Below are 21,264 nucleotides of genomic sequence, written 5' to 3'. Positions count from 1 at the left end.
TCGATGTCGTTCGACCTCGAAGCTGTGAATGCCAAATACCGCGCGGAGCGCGACCGGCGGCTGGTGCCCAGCCGTGCCGCCCTCCGCGACTTCTTCCATGATGAGCGCGTCGCCAGCTTCCTGGCGGACCCGTTCGCCGCGCCGCTCGAGCGCGAACCGATCACCGACGACCCCGATGTCGTCATCCTGGGTGCCGGAATCGCGGGCCTGCTGGCGGCGGTCCAGCTGCGCAAGGCCGGCATCGACCGGATCCGTATCGTTGACCGCGCCGGCGGGATCGGTGGCACCTGGTACTGGAATCGGTACCCGGGCGTCATGTGCGATATCGAGTCCTACCAGTACCTGCCTCTTCTGGAAGAACTCGATTACATCCCGACGCGGCGCTACGCCTACGGCGAGGAGATCCGGCAACATCTGCAGTCCATCGCCGACCACTTCGACCTCGCTTGGGATGCCCTGTTCCACACCGGGATCCAATGTGCGGCCTGGGATGAGGACGCTCGGCGCTGGGTGATCGACACCGACCGCGGCGATGTGCTCCGAGCGCGCTACTACGTGGTCGCGGCCGGCATCCTCAACCTGCTCAAGCTGCCCGATATCCCCGGCATGGATGATTTCGGGGGCGTGGCGTTCCACACCGCGCGGTGGGACTACGGCTACACCGGCGGCGGCTCGGGCCAACCCATGACGAAGCTCGGCGACAAGACCGTGGCCCTGGTCGGTACGGGGGCCAGTGGGTTGCAGGCGCTGGGTCCGCTCGCTCAGGCGGCCCGGCAGGTGTACGTGTTCCAGCGGACGCCGTCGGCCATCGGGGTCCGCGGCAACCGGCCTACCGACCCCGAGTTCCGGCGCAGCCTGGAACCCGGGTGGCAGAAACGGCGGATGGACAACTTCCAGTCCATCATGTTGGGTCGTCCCGTCGACGTCGATCTGACCGATGATGGTTGGACGAATCACTATGCGGCCGTGCAGAACCCACCTCGCATTGCGGGCGCGGACATGGCCGAGTTCATCCGCAATGCCGAGCGCCTCGACTTCGAGATCATGGAACAGCATCGGCAGCGGATCGACCAGCTGGTGGCCGACCCGCAGACCGCCGAACAGTTGAAGCCGTACTACCGCTACCTGTGCAAGCGGCCGTGTTTTCACGACGAGTACTTCGATGCCTACAACCGGCCGAACGTCACACTCGTGAACTGTCCGTCCGGTGTCGAGCGCATCACCGAGCGCGGGCTGGTGGTCGACGGCCGCACGTATGACGTGGACTGCATCATCTACGGCACCGGATTTGAGGCCGAGGTGACACCCCTGCCCCGGCGGGCGGGGCACGAGATCGTCGGCCGCGGCGGCACCACACTCGCCGCCAAATGGGCCGCAGGCGCATCGGGGACCTTGTTCGGCCTGATGAGCCACGGCTTCCCGAACATGTTCGTCATGCCGGCGCCCGGGCAGCAGTCGGTGGTCACCGTCAACTACACCCAACTTGCCGTGCTGGGTGCCGAGTTCGTGGGTGCCACGGTGGCGCTGCTCGAGAAGCAGGGCGCCCAGGGGTTCGACGTCGGTGCTCAGGCCGAGGCGGACTGGGTCGCCCAGATCGTCGAGACCTACGTCGATGCCAGCGCCGTGATGTCGGCGTGCACACCGTCGCGGCTGAACAACGAGGGCGACCCCGGCGCCATCCAAGCTCGTGACACCAACTTCGGGCGCGGCTTCGGTGACTACTTCGCTTACCGTGATCTGTTGGAGAACTGGCTGGCTGCAGGTGATCTGGCCGGACTGGACCTGCTGTGAGTGGCCGACAACGTGTGGTAGTGGTGACCGGAGGCGGCGCCGGCATCGGCGCTGCGATCGCCGTGGAACTCGGCCGCGCCGGCGACTATGTGGTGACCATGGATCCGTTGGTATCGCTCGACGGTGCCCAGATCCTGCACGGTGCTGAGCAGACGACCGCTGACCGGATCATCGCCGCCGGTGGTGGTGCACGGGCGTCGGGGGTCTCGGTTACCGATGCACCAGCCGTCACCGCCCTGTTGACCGAGTTGGCTGAGGAGTTCGGCGGACTCGACGCCGTGGTGAACGTCGCAGGTATCAGCCGGCCCACCAGCTACACCGGCGGTGAGGACGCGGACTGGACTGCCGTGCTGGAAGTCCACCTGGCCGGCTACCGCAATGTGCTGTGCGCAGCGTTGCCCCTGATGGCTGCCGCCGGTCGGGGACACATTCTGGGCGTCACGTCAGGATCAGGGTGGCGAGCAGCCGACACCGGCGCCTACGGCTGCGCCAAACGTGCTGTGGCCGCACTCACCTGGCAGCTCGGACGCCACGCGCCCGACGGCGTGACGATCAACGCCATCTCCCCCATTGCCGCGACCAGGATGGTCGCTGGTGCGCTGGAAGCTGCACGAAAGTCCACAGCGGTCACCGGAGGGTTGTCACTGAGCGCCCTGCCCGAACCAGAGGAAATCGGTCCGCTGGGCACGCATCTGGTCAGCGGAACGTTCACCGCATGCCAAGGCTCGGTGCTGTTCGCCGCCGGCTCGGAGATAGCGGTGGTCGATGAACCTCGTCTTCTCGAGGTCGTCCATGACAGCGATTCTTGGTCTGCCCCAGCAGTTCTCGATGCAGTTACCACGCTGGCGCTCGCCCCCGCCGAGAAGACCCAGACCAGCAGTGGTGGCAGCAACGCCCGATTCGGCACGGGATTCGAGCACGTCCAGACCGCTGATGTGCCACCACCGGTCGCCAGCACCTGTGCGGTGTTCGCAGATTCGGCCGGCGTGGCGGCAGACATCACCGCTGCGTTGCAGGCACGGGGAGTGGCCGTGACAGCGGTCGACAATCCTGGCGCTCTCACCGGCATGCCGAACCTGGATGCGGTCGTCGTCGCGCTGACGGACCGCCCTGCAGTGTCGAGGTCGTCACCAGAGTGGCAGCGAATCCTCGACGAGCACGACGACATCGCGTCACAGATCGGCAGCGACACTTTGTGGGCCCGTGCTGTTGCCCGCCTCGCGATGAACGCCAAACGCCAGGTACGCCTGGTAATCGCACACGGTGCCACCACATCCGGCGGGCGCACTCGCGCACAAGCCTCGACGCAACTGTCCCGCGCCGGCCTCAAGGCCACCGGTGGCCTGGTGCACCACTTCGCTGTCAGCGTCGAAACGGAGTCACCTCCAGTCGAACTCATTACACATCTGGTCTGCAGTCCGCACGCCGACGAACTTGCCGGAGCAGAGCTCGTCGCAGGTTCGGGATGGTTCGGCCTCCGCAGCCACCCTCGCCCGACGGGCGGTATCACCTACGGCGGACGGCAGATCCCGGCATGGTTCGACGATCCTCTCCAGGAGATTGTGCAGCGATGACAGCGGCGACAGCACCGAGCAGAATCGTCGACACCCATGTGCACCTGTGGGATCCGGCCCGCACCGACTGGTACCCCTACCTGTCGGCCGATCAGGCCCAACTCAACATGGGTGATGTCAGCGGCATGGCCAGGCGCTTCGACAGGTCCACCTATCAGTCCGAGGCTGGGGAATGGAACGTCGAGAAGATCATCAACGTCGCGGCGGCCACCAGCTGGTTCTCGGTCGACGAAACGCTGGAACTGGATCGGCGTGGCGAAGTGGATGCCATCATCGGCGGTCTTCCGTTCACTGAGTCGCCGTCCGAAGCCATTTCGGCGCTGGACCGTCAACAGGAAGCGGCGCGATTCCGCGGGGTGCGCCCCATGGGCGCCTACGAAGGTCCGCTACCCGCCGACGAGGTTCTCAAGGTGCTCGCCGAGCGCGGCCTCATCTACGAGATCATGGCGCACCCCGACCAACTCCTGACCGCGGCGCAGGGGCTGCAGCACTACGATGATCTTCTGGTGGTCGTCGAACACACTGGTTGGCCGCGTGACGATTCGGTTACCGAGCGGCAGCTCTGGCAGCAGGGTCTGCGGGCATTGGCCGAGGTGAGTCCCACGGTGATGTGCAAGCTGTCCGGGCTGGCGATGCCATTGGGTTCGATGCACGTCGCTGCTTTCAGGCCGGGCCTGGAGTACGCGATCGCGACGTTCGGGGTGGATCGATGCTTCTTCGGCAGCAACTTCCCCGTGGACGGCCTGCACGGCACGCTGGACCAGCTCTGGAATACGTATTGGACTGTCACGGCCGGTCTATCAGCCGAGGATCGCGACAAGTTGTTCGCCGCCAATGCTGAACGGATCTACCGATGCTGAACCGAACCGACGGGACCCGCGTCGCTATCATCACCGGTGGCAGCGGCGGAATCGGCAAGGCCTGCGGGCGCGAGTTGGTTGCGCGTGGGTACGACGTCGTCCTCACCGCACGCCGCGAATCCGCGTTGCGCGCCGCCGCCGACGAGATTGGCGCCGGGTACGTCGTCGGCGATGCCTCATCGCCATCGTCATTCGGCGCAGCCATCTCCACGCTCGACCGAGTTGATCTGCTGGTGCATGCGGCGGGCACCCTGGACGGAACCTACGCGCGCAAACAGACCTTCGAGCAGTGGCGGAATACGCTGTCGGCCAATCTGGATTCCTGCTTCGTCGTGACCCAGGCGGCCCTGCCGCTGATGACAGTGGGATCTCGGTTCGTGTTCGTGTCGTCGTCATCGGCGCACGAGCCCATGCCCGGACGCACAGCCTACTCGGCGTCCAAAGCAGGGATGAACGCCTTCGCCCGCGCGCTCGCACTCGAAGTCGACCGCGACGGCATCAACGTCAACATCGTCACGCCCGGACCGGTGGAAACCGAGATGCTGCAGGATGTTCCGTTCGAGATGTACGCCGTCACCGCCGAGGATGTCGCCCAGACGGTGGCGTGGCTGGACACGGTGCAGGCCTCGGTGGATCTGCCGGAGATACGACTGAACGCTATTACCCGGGGGCCGACTGCTCGCCCGCCGGTGGTGCCGTTGGAGGCGCGGCGCCGGGCCCGGCGACCAGAGACCGAGCGCGCGTGACCGAAATCCCCTATGGCAAGCAACTCACCAGCCTCGCCGACGCCGACCCGTCCGGTACCGCGCTGATCTTCGTGGCCCGCGAAGGTACGGAAACATCGCTGTCGTGGGAACAGCTCGAGCTGGCAGCGAATTCCTTTGGGCGAGCGTTGTTGGCGATGGGTGTCACGCTCGGGTCCTACGTGGCGCTGTCGGTTCCGAACTCGGTCGAGTTGGTGGTGACGGCCCTTGCCGCGTGGAAGATCGGTGCGGTCCCCATCCCGATGCGCTGGGATCTGCCGGACTGGGAACAACGCCGCCTGTTGGAAGTCATTGCCCCCGCGTTCATCCTCGATGATTCCAGCACTGGTGAACTGGGACGCCTGGCCGCGTCGCAATCCGATGCACCGCTACCGGTCGTCGTCTCCCCCGCTGTCAACGGCATTTGTAGCTCGGGATCTACCGGCCTGCCGAAGATCATTCTCAACACCTCGCCGGGCGTCTGGACCCCGGCGTCGAGCCTGCCGTTCATGGCGCATTGGGCGCCGGTGAGGCAGCCGCAGACCATTCTGGTGCCGGCACCGATGTATCACACCAATGGTTTCATCCCGCTGCGTTTCCTGCTCGGCGGGGACCGGTTGGTGGTGCTGGAGAAGTTCGACGCGCAGGTCTTTCTCGACGCGGTGGAACGGCACCGGATCACCACGTTCACCGCCACGCCCACCATGCTGTCGCGGCTTGCCGATCAGCCCGACATGGACCAGCGGGATCTCTCCAGCGTCGAGTGGATACTCCAGGGCGCCGCGGTGATGCCGCCCACCCTGTTGCGTCGCTGGTTCGACCTGTTGAGCCCGGAACAAGTGGTGCTGTCCTACGGCATGACCGAGAACCTCGGCCTCGCCGCGCTGCGCGGCGACGAGTGGCTCGAACATCCGGGCAGTGTGGGACGGGGATTCCGCGACACCGAGATCCGGATCCTCGATGACGCAGGCGAACCGGTGCCCACCGGGGAGATCGGCGAGATCTACCTGCGGGCGCCCATGACCGGGCAGTACCGCTACATCGGAGGTGCCCCGCCGCTGCCCACCACCGCAGACGGGTTCACCTCCGCTGGTGATCTCGGCCGGCTCGACGCCGACGGTTACCTCTACATCGCCGATCGGCGCACCGACATGATCGTCACCGGCGGCGTCAACGTGTTTCCCGCGGAAGTGGAGTCGGCGCTCATCGACCATCCCGGGATTGCCGATGTCGTGGTCATCGGTCTCAGCGACGACCGGTGGGGCCGGCGGGTACACGCTGTGGTGCAAGCCTCAGACCAGGCCCACCCACCCACGGCCGACGGCGTAATCGAATATGCCCGAGGTCGTTTGGCCGCCTACAAGGTACCCAAGTCGGTGGAACTCGTGGACGAAATCCCGCGCACGGCAGCAACAAAGGTCAGCCGTTCGGCCATGGTGCAGGAGCGTGGCGGCTGACGCCGGCTATGGCCGTGGCGGTAATGCGTTGAGCCAGTCCATGGTCAGCAGTTCCAGGAGCTGACCATCGGGGTCTCGCACCATGGCCGAGCGTTCGGTGACAGTCTGCTCTTCGACCGAGCCGCCGAACTGCGGAATCAATGCCAACGTGTGCGGCATATCCGGTACCGACAGCGAAATGTGGGTCAGGCCCAGTTCATCCATGACCCGCACGATTTCTCTGCGGGGCTGCCGGTGGGCATAGCTGATCAGTTCCAGGACCAGTCCGTCACGGACGAGATAGGTGGCGTGCGCGCCGATGGGCGGCTCCAATTGCAGGAGCCGATCTGTACCATCGTCGGGCGGATCCAGCTCCCACCAGAACTCGAACCCGAACACCCCTTCGTAAAACCGCTGCGCGACATGACGATCCCGTACACAGATGCCGACGTGATTGAATGAGGCTAGTTCGGACACGCGCCCCATTCTATCAACCTGGACCAATGCTTTTGAGAGTTGTACTCAATAGCTTGGCCTGACAGAGGCCAGCCGTAGACCCATTCGGTCAGGCTTGCCGCCGGACATCGCCATCTCGCGGATCAAGATGTGCGACAACGTATGCAGCACCCATTACCGTGGTGCAGGCAGTCCCGTTTCAGGCTCCACTGCCCTGGCGACGTTGCGTTCGGGAAGCATGGACGCGGGCTATTGTTCAGGCGCTGTCTCGAGGGTGTCGGCAAGGCGGGTGAGGAATTCCGCGAGTCTGCGTTGTTCGGCGGGATTGAAGCAGGCGAAGATTTCTCGCGCTGCGTCGAGGTAGTCGCTGATCCAGCGGGCCGCCTGGTCGTCACCGTGCGGGGTGACGGAGAGCCGGATGGCGCGGCGATCCTCGTTATCGGTGCTTCGCACCACAAGCTGGTCTCGCACGAGAGCCTCGACCAGTGTTGAGGCGGTCCCTTGGGTGATGCCGACCGCGCGTGCGAGGTCGGCGAGCCGCACCGGGCCGAGTCGCTGGATCTCGGCCAGGAGCTTGGAGCGCGGCGTGGACACCCCGTGCTCCCCGAGGCGTTCGTCGAAGGCCCGGACCACCGATTTTCCGGCGCGGCCGAAGGCGTCAGCCAGTTCGCCGGGCAGCTGATCCGTCGGCTTGGCGGGGTGTCTGGCCATGGAGCTCCTCTGCTGTTGACGGAAGCATATCAAGACGCCTAATATTTTGAGGTCAAATTATTCGTCGTGATAGGAGTTCATCATGAAGGTCTTCGTGACGGGTGGCAGTGGATTCGTTGGTCAGCACGTGATACGCCGCCTCACCGAAGACGGGCATGTCGTGCTGGCGTTGGCGCGTTCCGAACGTGCCGCTGAGCTGGTTACAGCCGCCGGCGGGAACGCCGTGATGGGCGACCTGACGCCTGGCGGTGCACCGCCCGCTTGGACACCTGTCTTAACCGGATGCGATGCCGTCATTCATGGGGCCGCCCGGATGGAGTTCTGGGGGCCCGACGCCAGCTTTCGCCGCGACAACCTCGTCCCCACGGTGGCGCTGCACGAGGCGGCCGCCGCGGCAGGGGTCGGCAGGTTTGTGTTGATCAGCGCGGCCAGCGTCTCCAGTGGCAGCCAGCGGGCAGCGGTGGTGGACGAAAACACCGATAATGGCCGACCCAACACCGCCTACAGTCGCGTCAAGCTCGCCACCGAGCAGGCCCTGCTGTCCGCAAATGCACCCACGATGGACACCGTGGTGCTGCGCCCGCCGTTCATCTGGGGCGCCGGGATGAGCACGGTGACCGAGCTGGCCGACCTGGCGCGAGCCGGCGGATGGACGTGGATTGATCGGGGTCGCCACATCATGGACTTCGTCCATGTCTGCAATTTGGCTGCGGCCACCGAACTCGCACTGACTCGGGGTCAAGCTGGTGGCATCTACTACGTCACCGATGCCACTCCGATGCCGATACGCGAGTTCATGACCCCGCTGTTGGCGACCCAGGGCGTCGACGTGAGCCACGCGCGTAGCGTCCCACTCGGGGTCGCCACACCGCTGGCGGCGGTGCTCGATGGCGGCGCACGGCTGTTGCGCCGGCCCAAACCGCCCATGCTGACCAACTGGCTGGTCACATTCTTGGGCCATGACCGCCACTACGACATCACCGCCGCCCGCCGCGACCTCGGCTACCGCCCTCACGTACCCGTGTCGCAGGGACTCACGGAGATGGTTTCCACGCACACCGCAACGGACCGGTCCGACTAACCGCCTGCCGACTTGACCACTCGCACCACTTCGACACGGCCACAGCCGCGGGACCGATTATTTCTTTGAGCCGTCGGCCCATACCATCGATGGCGATATGACCGAAATCGCTTCACCCACGCTGAGCGCTGTCCAGGTAGCCGCCGAAGCCGCCCGCCGTCGCACCTTTGCCGTCATCAGCCACCCCGACGCAGGTAAGTCCACGCTGACCGAGGCGTTGGCCCTGCATGCCCGCGCGATCACCGGGGCCGGCGCCGTCCACGGCAAGGCGGGCCGGCGTTCCACGGTGTCGGACTGGATGGAGATGGAGAAGGCCCGCGGCATCTCGATCACCTCGGCGGCACTGCAGTTTCCCTACCGCGATTGCGTGATCAACCTGCTCGACACCCCTGGCCACGCGGACTTCTCCGAGGACACCTATCGGGTACTGACCGCCGTCGACGCCGCGGTGATGCTCATCGATGCCGCGAAAGGCCTCGAGCCGCAGACGCTGAAGCTGTTCCAGGTGTGCAAACATCGCGGAATTCCGATCATCACCGTGATCAACAAGTGGGACCGTCCAGGCCGGCATGCGCTGGAGCTGATGGACGAGATCCATGACCGCATCGGGTTGCGCACCACTCCCCTGACCTGGCCGGTCGGTATCGCCGGGGACTTCCAGGGAGTGCTGGACCGCCGCAAGGGGCACTACATCCGGTTCACCCGGACAGCAGGTGGCGCCACAGCCGCCCCGGAAGAGCACATCCCGGCAGACCTAGCCCACGACGCCGCCGGTGTCGACTGGGCCACCGCCGTGGAGGAATCCGAGCTGTTGTCGGCCGACGGGTCCGACTTCGACCGGGACACCTTCCTTGCCGGCCAGACGTCCCCGGTGCTGTTCACCTCCGCTGCGCTGAACTTCGGCGTGAACCAATTGCTCGACGTACTGGTCGAACTGGCACCGCCGCCCGGAGCCATCGTGGATGTCGACGGTAACCCACGACCCGTCGACGGCCCGTTCAGTGCGTTCGTGTTCAAGGTGCAGGCCGGCATGGACTCCTCGCACCGGGACCGGATCGCCTACGCCCGAGTGTGTTCGGGCACCTTCGAACGTGGCGACGTGCTGACCCACGCCGCCACCGGCAAGCCGTTCGTCACCAAGTACGCGCAGTCGGTGTTCGGCCAGCAACGCAGCACCCTGGACAGCGCCTGGCCCGGTGACGTGATCGGCCTGGCCAACGCCGCCGCGCTGCGCCCGGGCGACACGCTGTACATGGAAACCGCCGTGCAGTTCCCGCCGATCCCGAGCTTCTCCCCCGAGTATTTCGCCGTCGCGCGTGGTACCGATCCCAGCAAGCACAAACAGTTCCGCCGGGGCATCGAGCAACTCGATCAAGAGGGCGTGGTGCATGTGCTGCGCTCGGACAAGCGTGGCGAGCAGGCGCCGGTGTTCGCTGCCGTGGGCCCCATGCAGTTCGAGGTGGCCGCACATCGGATGGCCACCGAAATCGGTGCACCAATTGCCTTGGAGTCGCTGCCCTATCAGGTGGCCCGGGTAGTAGACCCCAAGGACGCTGATTTCGTGAATCGGCAGGTCTCGGCCGAGGTGCTGGCCCGCGCGGACGGTGTTCTGCTGGTGCTGTTCTCCACACCGTGGCGGCTCGAGGGATTCCAGCGGGATAACCCTGACATCGAGTTGCGCAGCCTGGTGGCGGCCGAGTGATAGTAGCCTGGCTCAGCGTGGCCAATGCGGTGCGAACGGGCCGAGTCCACCCGAATCGCCCCGGTTGACCGCTGGCTGATTCGGAGACAAGGACTTTCGGTGCTGAGACCCGAGCCCGGCCTTTCCGGAAGCCGGGTCAGGACCGCGGGCGTTGTTCTCGCTGGGCGAAGACTCGCTGGCGGCAGAACAGCCGATAAGCATGACTATCCATGAGCGGGCTGCAAAACTGGTGCGGTGTCCCAAGCTGCAGCTCACAGCGACTCGACGGCCCCCTCTTCCACGGCTCCCCCGGTTTCTGACGGACAGCCCGATGATCCTGCATCGCAAGACGGAAGGACAACGGTGAGACCTGCGCGGTGGCTGGGCATGGCGGCGGTCGCCAGCCCCCTGGTCGCGGCCGGTGTGGCCGGGGCCCGCGAAGTGCTGCGCGCCGACACCGCACGTCGGCGCGGTGTCACCACCCGCGACGGCGTGCCGGTGCCGAAACCGTCGTTCGGGCTCGGTGTGGCCGCCGCCGTCGACGCGCTGTTGGCCACCCCGATGCCGCTGCTGTCCTCACTCGGGTCCGCGGAGGACTACGCGCTGGCAGCGACCGAACTCGACGCCGCGGTCCGCTACTACGGTAAGGCCGGCTGGCTGGACACCCCGCTGCGTCGACACCGGCGCCCGAACCCGCCGAGAGACGTTGCAATCTCGGCGCTTTCGTCCGGGATGGAAGTCGCCCGGTTCGACAGCGGGTGGCGGCCCGAAAGCGGCGAACCCGGCGGCCAACGCTGGCGGACCTTCCGTGCCAACGAACAGGTGCCGGTCCGGCTGCTGCGCCACCCCGGCGCCCCCCGGCCCTGGCTGATCGCCGTGCACGGGCAAGGGATGGGGCGGCCGTCGGACCTCAAGATGCTGCGCGTGCGCCGCCTGCACGACGAACTCGGCATCAACGTGGCACTCCCGGTGCTGCCGTTGCACGGTCCACGCTCCTGCGGCTTTTCCTCTCAGCGGCAGTTCTCGTCCAACATCTTCGCGACCAACAACGTGCTGGGCCTGACCCAATCGGTGTGGGACATCCGTCGCCTGCTGCGCTGGCTGCGCGAAGACCAGCAGGCCCCCTCGGTCGGTCTGCTCGGCCTGTCGCTGGGCTCCTACGTCATCAATCTGCTGTCGACGGTCGAGCACGACCTGGCCTGCCTGGTCGCCGTCGTTCCGACCAGTGACCTGGCCGCCTCGATGCGCGACGCAGCGCCGGTCACGCCGACGAAACGGCGGCTGCACCGCGAGGTGCACGACGAGCGTTCGGCGCTGGTGCACCGCGTCGTTTCGCCGCTGGCCGGACCGTGCCTGGTCCCCCACCAGCGGCGCCACATCGTGGCCGGACAGGTCGACCGGATTGCGCCACCGCACGGCGCGGCCGAGCTCTGGCGGCATTGGGACGAGCCGTCGATCGCGTGGTGCCCGCGCGGCCACGTCACCGCGTGGCGGGGCGCGGCCTACGACGACCACATCGCCTCGGTCCTCAGCTCGGCCGGGCTGCACCACCAATCCAGTCGACGCTGAGGAGAGATCATGCGCCAGCTTTCCAGTGCGGACTGGACGATGGTGTCCCTGGACACCGCGACCGCGCACAACACCATCGGCATCGTCGGCATCTATGACCCGTCGACGCGCAGCGGTTCACACGAGCCGGTCAGCTACGAGGAAGTGCTCAAGTACATCGAGGCACGCCTGCACGTCGCCGAGAGCTTCCGGGAACGGCTCGTCGAGGTGCCGTTCGGGCTGGACCGGCCGTGGTGGATCCGCGACGGCGACTTCGACCTGGAATACCACGTCCGGCACGTCGCGCTGCCGCGGCCGGGCAGCTGGCGCCAACTGTGCACCCAGGTCGCCCGGATTCACGCGCGGCCCCTGGACCTCGGCAGGCCGCCCTGGGAGCTGTACCTGATCGACGGCCTCGACGGGGTGGACCATCTGCCGCAGGGCGCATTCGCGATCTTCCTGCGCGTGCACCACGCCGCCATCGACGGTGTCGCCGGCGCCGAGATCCTCACCGCGCTGCACAGCCACGAGCCCGACGAGGACCCGCCGGTGGCCCCGGACGACTACCACTGGGAGCCGGACGCCGTCCCGTCTGACCTCGGTCTGCTGCGCCGTGCCGCGTTGCACGGCGCGGTCCGGCCGATCGACGTCCTGCGCCAGGTCCGCAAGGTCGCGCCGCAACTGCCTGCGTTGGTGACCGACACCCGCGATCCGGCCGTGACGTCGCCGGCATCGCTGCCCAAGGCAACCCGCTTCAACCAGGTGGTCTCGCCGCACCGGGTATTCGGCACCGCCTACACCACGTTGGACGTGCTCAAGGAGATCCGCGCCGCGGTGCCGCACGCCACCATCAACGACGTCGGCGTCGCCGTGGTCGGCGGGGCCATCCGGCGCTACCTCCTCGACAAGGATGAGTTGCCCGACGAAGCCATGGTGGCGATGATGCCGATCTCGGTGCGGCCCACGGCCACCCGCGCCAGCGGCACGGTGAGTTCGGACACCGGCACCGCGACCAGCGGCAACGAGTACTCGATCGCGCCCATTACGATGGCGACCGACGAAGCCGACCCGCTCGATCGGCTCGCGCGGATCGTGAGATCGACTGCGCACGTGAAGGATTCCGGTGCCCACCCGGTCCGATCGCTGATGGCGATGTCCGAGGAGGCCTTCGGCGGGCTGATGGGCACCGTGCAACGGGCGGCCGTACGCGCTCTGAGCCGAACCGGGCGCACCGTCGCCGCGCACACCCTGGTGAGCAACGTTCCCGGGCCCCTGACCCCGATGTACTTCTGCGGTGCGCAGATGGTCGACACCACCGGCCTGGGCCCGGTGCTCGACGGCATGGGCCTCAACAATGGCATCGGCAGCTACGGCAACCGCATCACCTTCTGCTTCACCGCCGATCGTAAGGCCATCCCCGACCCCGAGGTCTACGAGCAGTGCCTGAGCGGGGCCGTCGATGAACTGCTCGACGCTGCCCGCGCGCGCACCAAGCCGGCTCGCAGCCGCCGCAAGAAACCAGCCCCGCGCAAGACACCGTCCTGACCGCAGTCACGAGTCGTCGGCAGGCGAAAACTGCTCGCGGACAGCAGAACTCAGTACTGCTCGGTCAGTCGACCGCCCGCGCGATCAGCGCTGCCCGACCCGGGCCTGTCCGGTTTGGCGTGACGCGGCCACCAGGGCGCCCGCGTACTCGGCCATCCGGTGCTGGTAGCGCTGCAGAGCCTCGACCGGGGTCAGGGTGCCGTCGGCTGCCGCGCTCAGCTGCTCGGTGAGTTCGGCGGCGTCGCGGATCGCGGTGTTGGCCCCCATCGCCAGCACCGGACTCATCGGGTGGATGGCATCGCCGATGAGGGTCATCGGGCCGGCCGGCATGGTGGCGATGACCTCAGCGGTGCTGACCCGCAACGCAATCAGCGACGGCGGATGCCACGCGGCGACCAACCGGTCGACGTCGGGATGCCATCCGGTGCCGGCCAGTACGTCGACCGCGGCCTGTCGCAACTGTGCGGGAGCCATGGCACGCAGCTCGGCATCGTCGGGTAGCTGCGGGTGCCCGGTGGGGGCGCCGACCAAGAAGGCCAGATACGGCGGTGTGGCCGGCAGGTCGATCGGCGGGGTGTGCGCAGCTCCGGCCACCGGCGGCGCGGTCACCGGCTGGACCGGCCCGACGCCGAGGTGCGGGCGGCCCGGCCCGGCGGTGATCACGGTGAAGATCGATTCGAACACCCACGGCGGCAATAGATCTGGGTCATCGAGGTTGATCTTGCCGTAGAAGAGTCGCAGGCCGGCGTCGTCGACCACGGCGTCGGGCAGCAGCTGGGTCCGGACGGCCGAGTCGACACCGTCGGCACCCACCAACAGGTCGGCGCGCACGCACTGGCCGTCGTCGAACGTGATCTGCACACCGTCGGAGTCGTCCAGGCGGTGGGACGCCAGCCGTGCGCCGAAATGGATCCGGTCGCCCAGTCCGGCGATCAGGATGCGGCGCAAGGTGGCCCGGTCGAAGGACCGTGGCTGCGCGGACACCTGATGCGGGATCTTCTCGGTGATGGTCTCGAGCTGCGGATTGAGGATGCTGACCCGGGCCGGCGGCGCGCCCGCGGTGTCGAGGCACAGCTGCAGCAACGAGGGCGGCAGGCAGCGGCGCAGGCCGTTCAGGCCGGGTTGGTCGAGTTGGATGCGGTAGCCCTGATGGCGGGTCTCGGGCCCCGCGTCCCGCTCGTAGACGGCGACGTCGAAGCCGAGTTGGGATAGGCCGTGGGCCAGAACGAGACCGCCGAGACCGGCGCCGATGATGGCGACGCGATATGAGTTGTGCACAGATTCCTGCCTTCGTGTGAAAGCACTGGAACCCGAACACCGGGTTGGAACGTCCTGCGGACGCCGCTCCGAAACACCATTCGAAAGCGATTTTTCGCGCATGTGTGTTTATTTAGACGCGGCTAACTATATGCCTGCGGCAGTGTTGTGACAAATCCACCAGCGGCTTTCCCGGGCGATCAGAGAGGGTCAGCGACCAGAACCCCTGCACCGGCGGTTCCCGGCCGGGCGGGAAGACGACTCGGTAGCTGCGGCCGCCGTGCAGCGCATGTCTGGTACCGCTGCCGGGTGAACGTCCCGCGATGCGAGTTACGCCGAGGATTGCAGTCAGTATGTGGCAACGATCCTCGGCGTAAGTGCTTCGCTACCGGCAAACCGAGCTGGCCTGCTCTCATTCGAGCCAGTCGTTGCCCGCCAGGCCAAGCGATTTCACGTCGAGGACGGGTTCGATGCCGGACTGCGGTGCCAACCCATGGTTTTCCAGTACCGACCGCAGTACCTCGGCGGCATCGATGTTGAGCGGACTGGAAACCCACATCGCGTACGGCAGGTTGATGAACCGGTTTTCCCGCACCGCTCGCAAGTTCTGGCTCGCGGGATTGGAGCGCAGGGCCTGGATCTTCTCCTGCACCGACTGGCCCGGATAGTCGACGAATGCGATCAGGTCGGGGTCGGACGTGGCGATCCGCTCCCAGCTCACCGTGGTCCAGGTGTCGGCGATGTCCTCGGTGGCGTTACGGGCACCGGCAGCGTCGATGATCCCTTGCGGCCCGCCGAACGACCCGGAGGAGAACACGGTGTCGCTGCCGCTGTCGAACAGGAAGATGGTGGGCTTCTGTTCGGGTTGGGGTGCGGCGCGCAGTGTTTCGAGTCGCGTGCCCACCTCGTCGGCGGCTCGGGCACCGTGTTCGGCATTGCCGGTGATGATGCCGATGTTGCGCAGATCGGTGTCCAGCGCCACCCACGGGTCCATGGTGCCGCGCACGGACTCACCTTCGACCTGCCGGCACGCCTCGGACAGTTGGTAGACCTCGATGCCATGTCCGGCAAGGATTTCCGGAGTGATACCGCGGGCCTCGCCCATGCCGTAGTTGTAGCCGGCGAAGATCACCTGCGGTCGTGCGGCGACGATGTTCTCCAAGGTCGGCTGACTCGGGGCGACTTCGTTGAGGTCGTCGACCTGCGAACCGTATGCCAGACGAAGGACATCGACGTCACGGGCCATCGAGCTGACGGCCACCATCTGCGCACGCGCACCGGCGGCCAGTGCGATGGCGATCATGCCGCCGTCGTTGACGAACAACCGGTCCAGGGGTTGGTCGTAACTGACCTGCGCACCGCAGTTGGTCACGGTCACGGTGGCGGCGGCGACGGAGTCCCGGTTCGGCGAACTGCACCCAGTGGTCGAACCCAGCGCCAGCGCCGAAGCGATCGCCACGACCGCCAGTCCGGTGCGCCGGGTCATCCAAAACGGTTGTCTCACAATGATTGTCCTTGCTAGGAGTCGGAAGCCGGGTCGGCATGGGTCAGCAGCAGGTGGGAAAGGCCCGTCGTGGGATGGGTGATGACATCGCCGGCGACGTCGAAGACCGCAGCGAGCAGGTCGGCGTCGAGGACCTCGACCGGCGGTCCGTGCGCGACGAGCCCACCGGCCGCAATGACTGCGACGGCGTCGAAATGCCGCAACACCAGATCCAGGTCGTGGATGGCGGCGATGACCGTGCCGGCCAGGCCGTCGAGGACGCGCATGAACCTCAGCCGCCAGGCGGCGTCGAGATGATTGGTCGGTTCGTCGAGGACGAGCACCGACGTCTGCTGGGCCAAGGCCCGCGCCAACACGACGCGATGCCGTTCCCCGCCGGAGAGCTGCGCGCAAGACCGATGCCCCTGACCGGCCAAACCGACTGCGTTCAAGGCGGAGTCGATGATCGTCTGCTCCCCGACCCCTACCGTGGACCATGGATTCCGATACGGAGTCCGGCCGAGGCCGACCGCTTCTGCGACCGTCAGTTCTCCCGATGGCCGCTCTTCCTGCCCGACCACGGCTAGTGTGCGTGCCCGCTGCCGCGCCGGCATTCGATATACATCTGCGCCGTCGACCAGAACCGTTCCGGACCTCGGCGCCTCGAGCCCCGACAGCGCCCGCAGCAGGGTGGTCTTGCCGGCGCCGTTGGGGCCCACCACGGCCAATCGGCTGCCGGCAGCAACCGCCAGATCCACACCGGACAACACGGTTCTCCCGCTGCGCCGACATTGCAGGCCGGACGCGCTGACCGCTGCGGCGCTCATGTGCCGCTGCCGAATTCGTAGCGCCGACGGCCCATCAGGAAGAGAAACACCGGCGCGCCGATCAGCCCGGTGACGATGCCCAACGGCATCTCCCGGGGCGCGGCCAGCTCTCGGGAGATCACGTCGACCCAGACCAAGAACAGCGCCCCGCCACACACCGTGACCGGCAGCATCGCGCGATGAGTGGCGCCGACGACCAGGCGCGCCGCATGCGGCACGATGAGCCCGACGAAACCGATGCCGCCCGACACCGCAACCAGCACCCCGACCAGGACACCTTGGGTGGCGAACAGCGCATTGCGCAGGGCCCGTACCGGCACCCCGAGCGAGGTGGCGGTGTCGGTGCCGGCCGCGTAGGCGTCCAGCCAGGAGTGGATCAACAGCGCCCCGATCAGCACGACCAGCACCACCGCAGCCGCGAGCGGAACCTTCGCCCAGGTCGCTCCGGCCACGCTGCCCAGCAGCCAGAACATGACGCTCTCGGCGGCGTGTGGGTCGCCGGCGGTGAATACCAACAACGACGACATCGCCATGAACGCCGAGGACAGCACCACGCCCGACAGGATCAGCCGGAGTGCGGACAGTCCGCCCTGAGCGCGGGCCACCGCGTAGCCGGTCAGAGTGGCGAGCACCGCGCCCAGCAGCGCCCCGCCGGACAGGGCCCACACGCCCAGCGCGGACAACGCCCCCAGCGTCAGCACTGCCGTGGCGCCGACCGCCGCGCCCGCGGATACCCCCAGCAGATACGGCTCGGCCAGCGGGTTGCGGACCAACGCCTGCATCAGCGCTCCGGCCAGCGCCAACCCGGCACCCACGGTCGCCGCGAGGATGGACCGCGGCAGCCGCAAGTCCCAGATGATGACGTCGTAGGCCGTGTCGACCTCGGTGCCCGCGACGAAGCGGCCGGTCACCGCCCGCCAGACGTCACCGAGCGGGATGTCCTCCGCGCCGAAGGCGACCGACACCACGATGCTCACCAGCGTCAGACCCGCGAGCACCGCGGACAGTGCCACGGCCGGGACGCGTCCAACCGGTGGAACCGGTGTCGTGCCGCGGCGACGGACAGCCTCCTCGACGACGATCACGGGCCGTCGGAGGTTCGACACGTCTTGCCTTCATCTGCCGAGGTATCTGTGCGCGAGATACACGTGGACTCGATGAGGCCGGCAGGTATTCGGACTTGGGATCATCCGAACTCGACGCCTTCCCAGAGGTCCGCGAGAACCTCCAGTGGCTTGTGTCGAGCCCGTCTCCCATACCGCTGCGCGCCAGTCCCGGATTCGCACCGGGTTCCCTGGCATCCGCTCAGCACGGATGCGACCGACCTCGGATCAGGACCCTACCAAGGCCGGCCAGGGCACCGCGTAGCAACCAATCGCGGGTGCTGAGTTCAGTCGTTGTCGTCGTGCTGCTGCGCGCTACGCGCCTCGGCGCCGGTTTCGTCGGCGTCGAAGTCGTCATCGGGAGCCCGGGCCCCGACCTGAGGTTCGGCGTCGTCGCTCATCCCGAAAGCCGACGGGTCGGGCTCATCGCGACGGTCCGCACTGCTGGGGCTCGTTCGGTCCTTACTCACGGGCATACCTCCTGCACGGTGATGCCTACGACTACCCCTGGTGTGAGCGCCCAAACGACTGGTCGACCCGCCGGAGCCGGCGGCGCTTCCCTTCGGCCCGGCTACCGGAGCGCTTTTGCCGAGGATTGCAGTCAGTATTCGGAAAAAAATCCTCGGCGTAAGTACGGCCCGAGGCAGGCATCTCGCCGCATCCGCACCTGAGCGGGCACCGGCGGCATTGGTGCGATTTCGAACATTGCAGACCGCGGAGTCGTAAAATCGATGGCTGCACCAGCAGAACAACCGTCCTTCGAGACAGCCATGATGACGAAACGCAAGATCGTCGGGTCTCCTCGGACTGCACTGCGGCCGTAATCGTCCTGGCCGGGGTTGTCGTCGCTGGATTCCCGGCCCAGGCAGACGATTTCGTGGCCGGCTTGCACGGCCAGGTCGACCAGATTCGGCAATCCTGCACCGGGATTGGCGACGATCCGCGTTTGACGGCGGCCGCTCAACGGCATGCCGATGACATGCTGCGCAGCGGCGTGGGCGGGCACACCGGTTCGGATGGTTCGTCACCACAAGCCCGTATCGCGGACGCCGGCCACCCGGCCGGCTACACCGGTGAAATCGTCTACTGGGGCACCGGATCTGCTGCCACACCGGCTGCGGCGTTCGACGCGTGGATGCAAAGCCCTCCGCACAGCGCAATCATCTTGAACTGCAACTTCACCGCAGTCGGGTTCGCGACCGCCAGCGACGGCAACAAGATGACCGCCGTCGGTGACTTCGCGGGCGTCTGACACCAGCGGCCCCGGCCCGCAGTTTTCAGCCAGCGGATCGTAGGTGACGTCGCCGGCTGTCCCGAGGCAAGCTGGGGCCGGAGGCTGGTGGCCATCCGCCACGTATCCATGACCGCTCAGCGAGTACAGGTTCACGCCTGCCCTAGCCATTGGAGGCGACGCCATGTCCGAGTCCGCGCAGGATCCCACGCGCTGGTTCACCGACCTGATCGACTCGCAGCAGGCGCTGCTCAGCACCGCCGGTGGCCCAGAGTTCCCGTTCGCCAAGCAGTGGACCGATGCGTTGGCCGCATCCACCAAGTGGCAGTTGGAGACCTGGAATCAGCTCACCAACAGTTGGGCCGCGATGTTCGGGCTCGGTTCGTCCGCAGAGCCGATCAAGGACCGCCGGTTCTCCGGTGACGCCTGGACCAAGGATCCACGCTTCGAAGCCACCGCACGGACTTATCTCGCGCAAGTGGACCTGCTGACCAAAGCGCTCGAAGCTGCACCGCTCGATGAGCGCAGCAAAGGCCAGTGGAGCTTTGCGCTGCGGCAGGTCGCCGACGCGCTCAGCCCGGCAAACAACCTGATGACCAATCCGGAGGCACAACAGCGCGCGCTGGAAACCGGCGGCAAGAGCCTGATCGAGGGAATTCAGCTGTTCACCGAAGATCTGGCCAAGGGCCGGATCTCGATGACCGATGAAACCGCCTTCCAGGTCGGCGAAAACGTCGCCACCACACCGGGTTCGGTGATCTTCCAGAACGAGATCATGCAGGTGATCCAATACTCGCCGACCACCGACGAGGTGTACGAGCGGCCGCTGCTGATCGTCCCGCCGTGCATCAACAAGTTCTACATCCTCGATTTGCAGCCAGAGAACTCGTTCGTCGGCCACGCGGTCGCCGAGGGGCACACCGTCTTCCTGGTGTCCTGGCGCAACGCCGGCCCCGACCAGGGCCGGCTGACTTGGGATGACTACATCGACGACGGTGTCTTGCGGGCCCTCGACGTGGCCCTCCAGATCAGCGGCGCCGAGCAGGCGAACACGCTCGGATTCTGCATCGGTGGCACGCTGCTGGCCAGCGCCCTGGCCATTCTGCAGGCTCGCGGTGAACAGAAGGCCGCGAGCATGACGCTGTTGACCACCTTCCTGGATTTCAGTGACGCCGGTGAGATCGGTCTGCTGGTCGACGAGAACAGCGTCGCCCAACGCGAGACCGCGATCGGCGGCGGCGGGGTGTTGCAGGGCAGCGAGTTGGCCCAGGTGTTCTCGCTGCTGCGGGCCAACGATCTGATCTGGCCGTATGTGGTCAAGGGCTACCTGCAGGGACAGGCTCCCCCGCCGTTCGACCTGCTGTACTGGAACAGCGACGACACCAACCTGCCGGGACCGATGTTCTGCTGGTATGTCCGAAACACCTACCTGGAGAACAAGTTACGTGAGCCCGGCGGCACCGTGCAGTGCGGCGTCCCGGTTGACCTCGGGTCCATCGACATCCCGTCGTTCTTGTATGCCTCGCGTGCCGACCACATCGTGCCCTGGACCGCGGCCTACGCCAGCACCCAAATACTGGGTGGTGAGCGGACATTCGTCCTCGGTGCCAGCGGGCACATCGCCGGCGTGATCAATCCCCCGGCCAAGAAGAAGCGCAACTTCTGGGTCCACGAAGACCAATCCTTCGACCCCGACCCGGACAAGTGGTTGGACGGTGCCGTGAGTATCCCGGGTAGCTGGTGGCCGACCTGGCACGACTGGGTGGCCCAGACCGCCGGCGAGAAGGTGGCTGCACCGCAGGCTCCCGGCAACGACGAGCACACCGTGATCGAGGCGGCACCCGGCAGCTACGTCAAGGAAAAGGCCCCGACGCCCTGACCCAGCCGGCCGCCGCCCGCTCGGCTAGCGCTCGTCGATGCGCCGAACCGTCACCGGA

19 protein-coding genes and 1 riboswitch are annotated in these 21,264 nt (G+C 66.8%); of the genes, 11 read left to right on the top strand and 8 right to left on the bottom strand.

From position 1 onward, the window contains the following. The first annotated feature begins 3 nt into the window (after positions 1-3). Genes AC5Y3P_RS19915 through AC5Y3P_RS19895 form a run of 5 tightly spaced genes read left to right on the top strand, consistent with a single transcriptional unit; the run spans position 4 to position 6,425 of the window. Entirely contained in the window at positions 4-1,791 is a 1,788-nt protein-coding gene (locus AC5Y3P_RS19915; protein WP_500047658.1) for a flavin-containing monooxygenase, read from the top strand. After that, on the top strand, positions 1,788-3,365 hold the full coding sequence (locus tag AC5Y3P_RS19910) for an SDR family NAD(P)-dependent oxidoreductase (protein ID WP_500047657.1): 1,578 nt from the start codon (positions 1,788-1,790) through the stop codon (positions 3,363-3,365). Before AC5Y3P_RS19915 ends, AC5Y3P_RS19910 begins: the two co-directional genes overlap by 4 nt. Continuing rightward, the gene (locus AC5Y3P_RS19905; protein ID WP_500047656.1) at positions 3,257-4,225 is read left to right on the top strand and encodes an amidohydrolase family protein; all 969 of its coding nucleotides are present in this window, start codon (positions 3,257-3,259) and stop codon (positions 4,223-4,225) included. The genes AC5Y3P_RS19910 and AC5Y3P_RS19905 overlap by 109 nt, the downstream gene beginning before the upstream one ends. Beyond that, complete coding sequence (locus tag AC5Y3P_RS19900; protein WP_500047655.1) at positions 4,219-4,971, top strand: SDR family oxidoreductase; 753 nt, start codon at positions 4,219-4,221, stop codon at positions 4,969-4,971. Before AC5Y3P_RS19905 ends, AC5Y3P_RS19900 begins: the two co-directional genes overlap by 7 nt. Beyond that, positions 4,968-6,425, top strand: coding sequence for a class I adenylate-forming enzyme family protein (locus AC5Y3P_RS19895; RefSeq protein WP_500047654.1), 1,458 nt, complete (start codon positions 4,968-4,970; stop codon positions 6,423-6,425). The genes AC5Y3P_RS19900 and AC5Y3P_RS19895 overlap by 4 nt, the downstream gene beginning before the upstream one ends. A 6-nt stretch (positions 6,426-6,431) precedes the next feature. Here AC5Y3P_RS19895 and AC5Y3P_RS19890 read toward each other — a convergent pair whose 3' ends face one another. Both AC5Y3P_RS19890 and AC5Y3P_RS19885 read right to left on the bottom strand, forming a co-directional pair. Beyond that, the gene (locus tag AC5Y3P_RS19890; RefSeq protein ID WP_500047653.1) at positions 6,432-6,881 is read right to left on the bottom strand and encodes a VOC family protein; all 450 of its coding nucleotides are present in this window, start codon (positions 6,879-6,881) and stop codon (positions 6,432-6,434) included. Between the two features lie 228 nt (positions 6,882-7,109). After that, complete coding sequence (locus AC5Y3P_RS19885; RefSeq protein ID WP_500047652.1) at positions 7,110-7,571, bottom strand: MarR family winged helix-turn-helix transcriptional regulator; 462 nt, start codon at positions 7,569-7,571, stop codon at positions 7,110-7,112. An 82-nt stretch (positions 7,572-7,653) separates the two neighbouring features. Between AC5Y3P_RS19885 and AC5Y3P_RS19880 the strand changes: the two genes are divergently transcribed. The 4 genes from AC5Y3P_RS19880 to AC5Y3P_RS19865 all read left to right on the top strand — a co-directional run bounded on the left by AC5Y3P_RS19880 (position 7,654) and on the right by AC5Y3P_RS19865 (position 13,426). Then, positions 7,654-8,652: an NAD-dependent epimerase/dehydratase family protein gene (locus AC5Y3P_RS19880; protein WP_500047651.1), complete on the top strand. Its 999-nt coding sequence runs from the start codon at positions 7,654-7,656 to the stop codon at positions 8,650-8,652. Positions 8,653-8,749: 97 nt separating this feature from the next. Beyond that, a complete protein-coding gene (locus tag AC5Y3P_RS19875; RefSeq protein WP_500047650.1) occupies positions 8,750-10,354 on the top strand; it encodes a peptide chain release factor 3 in 1,605 nt (534 codons plus the stop codon). 342 nt (positions 10,355-10,696) lie between these two features. Then, positions 10,697-11,902 carry an alpha/beta hydrolase family protein gene (locus AC5Y3P_RS19870; protein WP_500047649.1) on the top strand — a complete coding sequence of 402 codons (1,206 nt, stop codon included), beginning with the start codon at positions 10,697-10,699 and terminating at the stop codon, positions 11,900-11,902. A gap of 9 nt (positions 11,903-11,911) precedes the next feature. Continuing rightward, a complete protein-coding gene (locus tag AC5Y3P_RS19865) occupies positions 11,912-13,426 on the top strand; it encodes a wax ester/triacylglycerol synthase family O-acyltransferase (protein ID WP_500047648.1) in 1,515 nt (504 codons plus the stop codon). 84 nt (positions 13,427-13,510) lie between these two features. Here AC5Y3P_RS19865 and AC5Y3P_RS19860 read toward each other — a convergent pair whose 3' ends face one another. From AC5Y3P_RS19860 to AC5Y3P_RS19835, 6 genes are all read right to left on the bottom strand, one after another. Next, a complete protein-coding gene (locus AC5Y3P_RS19860; RefSeq protein ID WP_500047647.1) occupies positions 13,511-14,704 on the bottom strand; it encodes an FAD-dependent oxidoreductase in 1,194 nt (397 codons plus the stop codon). A gap of 112 nt (positions 14,705-14,816) precedes the next feature. Beyond that, positions 14,817-14,969 (bottom strand): DUF1214 domain-containing protein, encoded by a 153-nt coding sequence (locus AC5Y3P_RS19855; RefSeq protein ID WP_500047674.1) that lies wholly within the window; start codon positions 14,967-14,969, stop codon positions 14,817-14,819. 126 nt (positions 14,970-15,095) lie between these two features. Beyond that, on the bottom strand, positions 15,096-16,169 hold the full coding sequence (locus tag AC5Y3P_RS19850) for an ABC transporter substrate-binding protein (RefSeq protein WP_500047673.1): 1,074 nt from the start codon (positions 16,167-16,169) through the stop codon (positions 15,096-15,098). Positions 16,170-16,201: 32 nt separating this feature from the next. Beyond that, complete coding sequence (locus AC5Y3P_RS19845) at positions 16,202-16,993, bottom strand: ABC transporter ATP-binding protein (protein ID WP_500047646.1); 792 nt, start codon at positions 16,991-16,993, stop codon at positions 16,202-16,204. Further along, the gene (locus AC5Y3P_RS19840; RefSeq protein WP_500047645.1) at positions 16,990-18,006 is read right to left on the bottom strand and encodes a FecCD family ABC transporter permease; all 1,017 of its coding nucleotides are present in this window, start codon (positions 18,004-18,006) and stop codon (positions 16,990-16,992) included. Before AC5Y3P_RS19840 ends, AC5Y3P_RS19845 begins: the two co-directional genes overlap by 4 nt. A gap of 135 nt (positions 18,007-18,141) precedes the next feature. Continuing rightward, a riboswitch (cobalamin riboswitch) is annotated at positions 18,142-18,333 on the bottom strand. 50 nt (positions 18,334-18,383) lie between these two features. After that, positions 18,384-18,566 carry a hypothetical protein gene (locus AC5Y3P_RS19835; RefSeq protein ID WP_500047644.1) on the bottom strand — a complete coding sequence of 61 codons (183 nt, stop codon included), beginning with the start codon at positions 18,564-18,566 and terminating at the stop codon, positions 18,384-18,386. 353 nt (positions 18,567-18,919) lie between these two features. Here AC5Y3P_RS19835 and AC5Y3P_RS19830 point away from each other — a divergent pair, with 353 nt between their 5' ends. Together AC5Y3P_RS19830 and AC5Y3P_RS19825 are read left to right on the top strand one after the other, a co-directional pair. Further along, complete coding sequence (locus AC5Y3P_RS19830) at positions 18,920-19,348, top strand: CAP domain-containing protein (protein ID WP_500047672.1); 429 nt, start codon at positions 18,920-18,922, stop codon at positions 19,346-19,348. 163 nt (positions 19,349-19,511) lie between these two features. Beyond that, on the top strand, positions 19,512-21,206 hold the full coding sequence (locus AC5Y3P_RS19825) for a PHA/PHB synthase family protein (protein ID WP_500047643.1): 1,695 nt from the start codon (positions 19,512-19,514) through the stop codon (positions 21,204-21,206). Positions 21,207-21,264: the final 58 nt, after the last annotated feature.

The organism is Mycobacterium sp. NGS45, assembly GCF_059812645.1.
Note: the sequence above shows the minus strand (reverse complement) of the source record. Positions and strands in the feature narration are given on the sequence as shown.

Bases quoted from the DNA above. Each gene is read 5' to 3' on its own strand.
- AC5Y3P_RS19825 (WP_500047643.1), top strand. From the start codon at position 19,512: ATGTCCGAGTCCGCGCAGGATCCCACGCGCTGGTTCACCGACCTGATC.
- AC5Y3P_RS19915 (WP_500047658.1), top strand. From the start codon at position 4: ATGTCGTTCGACCTCGAAGCTGTGAATGCCAAATACCGCGCGGAGCGC.
- AC5Y3P_RS19880 (WP_500047651.1), top strand. From the start codon at position 7,654: ATGAAGGTCTTCGTGACGGGTGGCAGTGGATTCGTTGGTCAGCACGTG.
- AC5Y3P_RS19845 (WP_500047646.1), bottom strand. From the start codon at position 16,993: ATGAGCGCCGCAGCGGTCAGCGCGTCCGGCCTGCAATGTCGGCGCAGC.
- AC5Y3P_RS19875 (WP_500047650.1), top strand. From the start codon at position 8,750: ATGACCGAAATCGCTTCACCCACGCTGAGCGCTGTCCAGGTAGCCGCC.
- AC5Y3P_RS19900 (WP_500047655.1), top strand. From the start codon at position 4,219: ATGCTGAACCGAACCGACGGGACCCGCGTCGCTATCATCACCGGTGGC.
- AC5Y3P_RS19885 (WP_500047652.1), bottom strand. From the start codon at position 7,571: ATGGCCAGACACCCCGCCAAGCCGACGGATCAGCTGCCCGGCGAACTG.
- AC5Y3P_RS19850 (WP_500047673.1), bottom strand. From the start codon at position 16,169: ATGACCCGGCGCACCGGACTGGCGGTCGTGGCGATCGCTTCGGCGCTG.
- AC5Y3P_RS19905 (WP_500047656.1), top strand. From the start codon at position 3,257: ATGGTTCGGCCTCCGCAGCCACCCTCGCCCGACGGGCGGTATCACCTA.
- AC5Y3P_RS19865 (WP_500047648.1), top strand. From the start codon at position 11,912: ATGCGCCAGCTTTCCAGTGCGGACTGGACGATGGTGTCCCTGGACACC.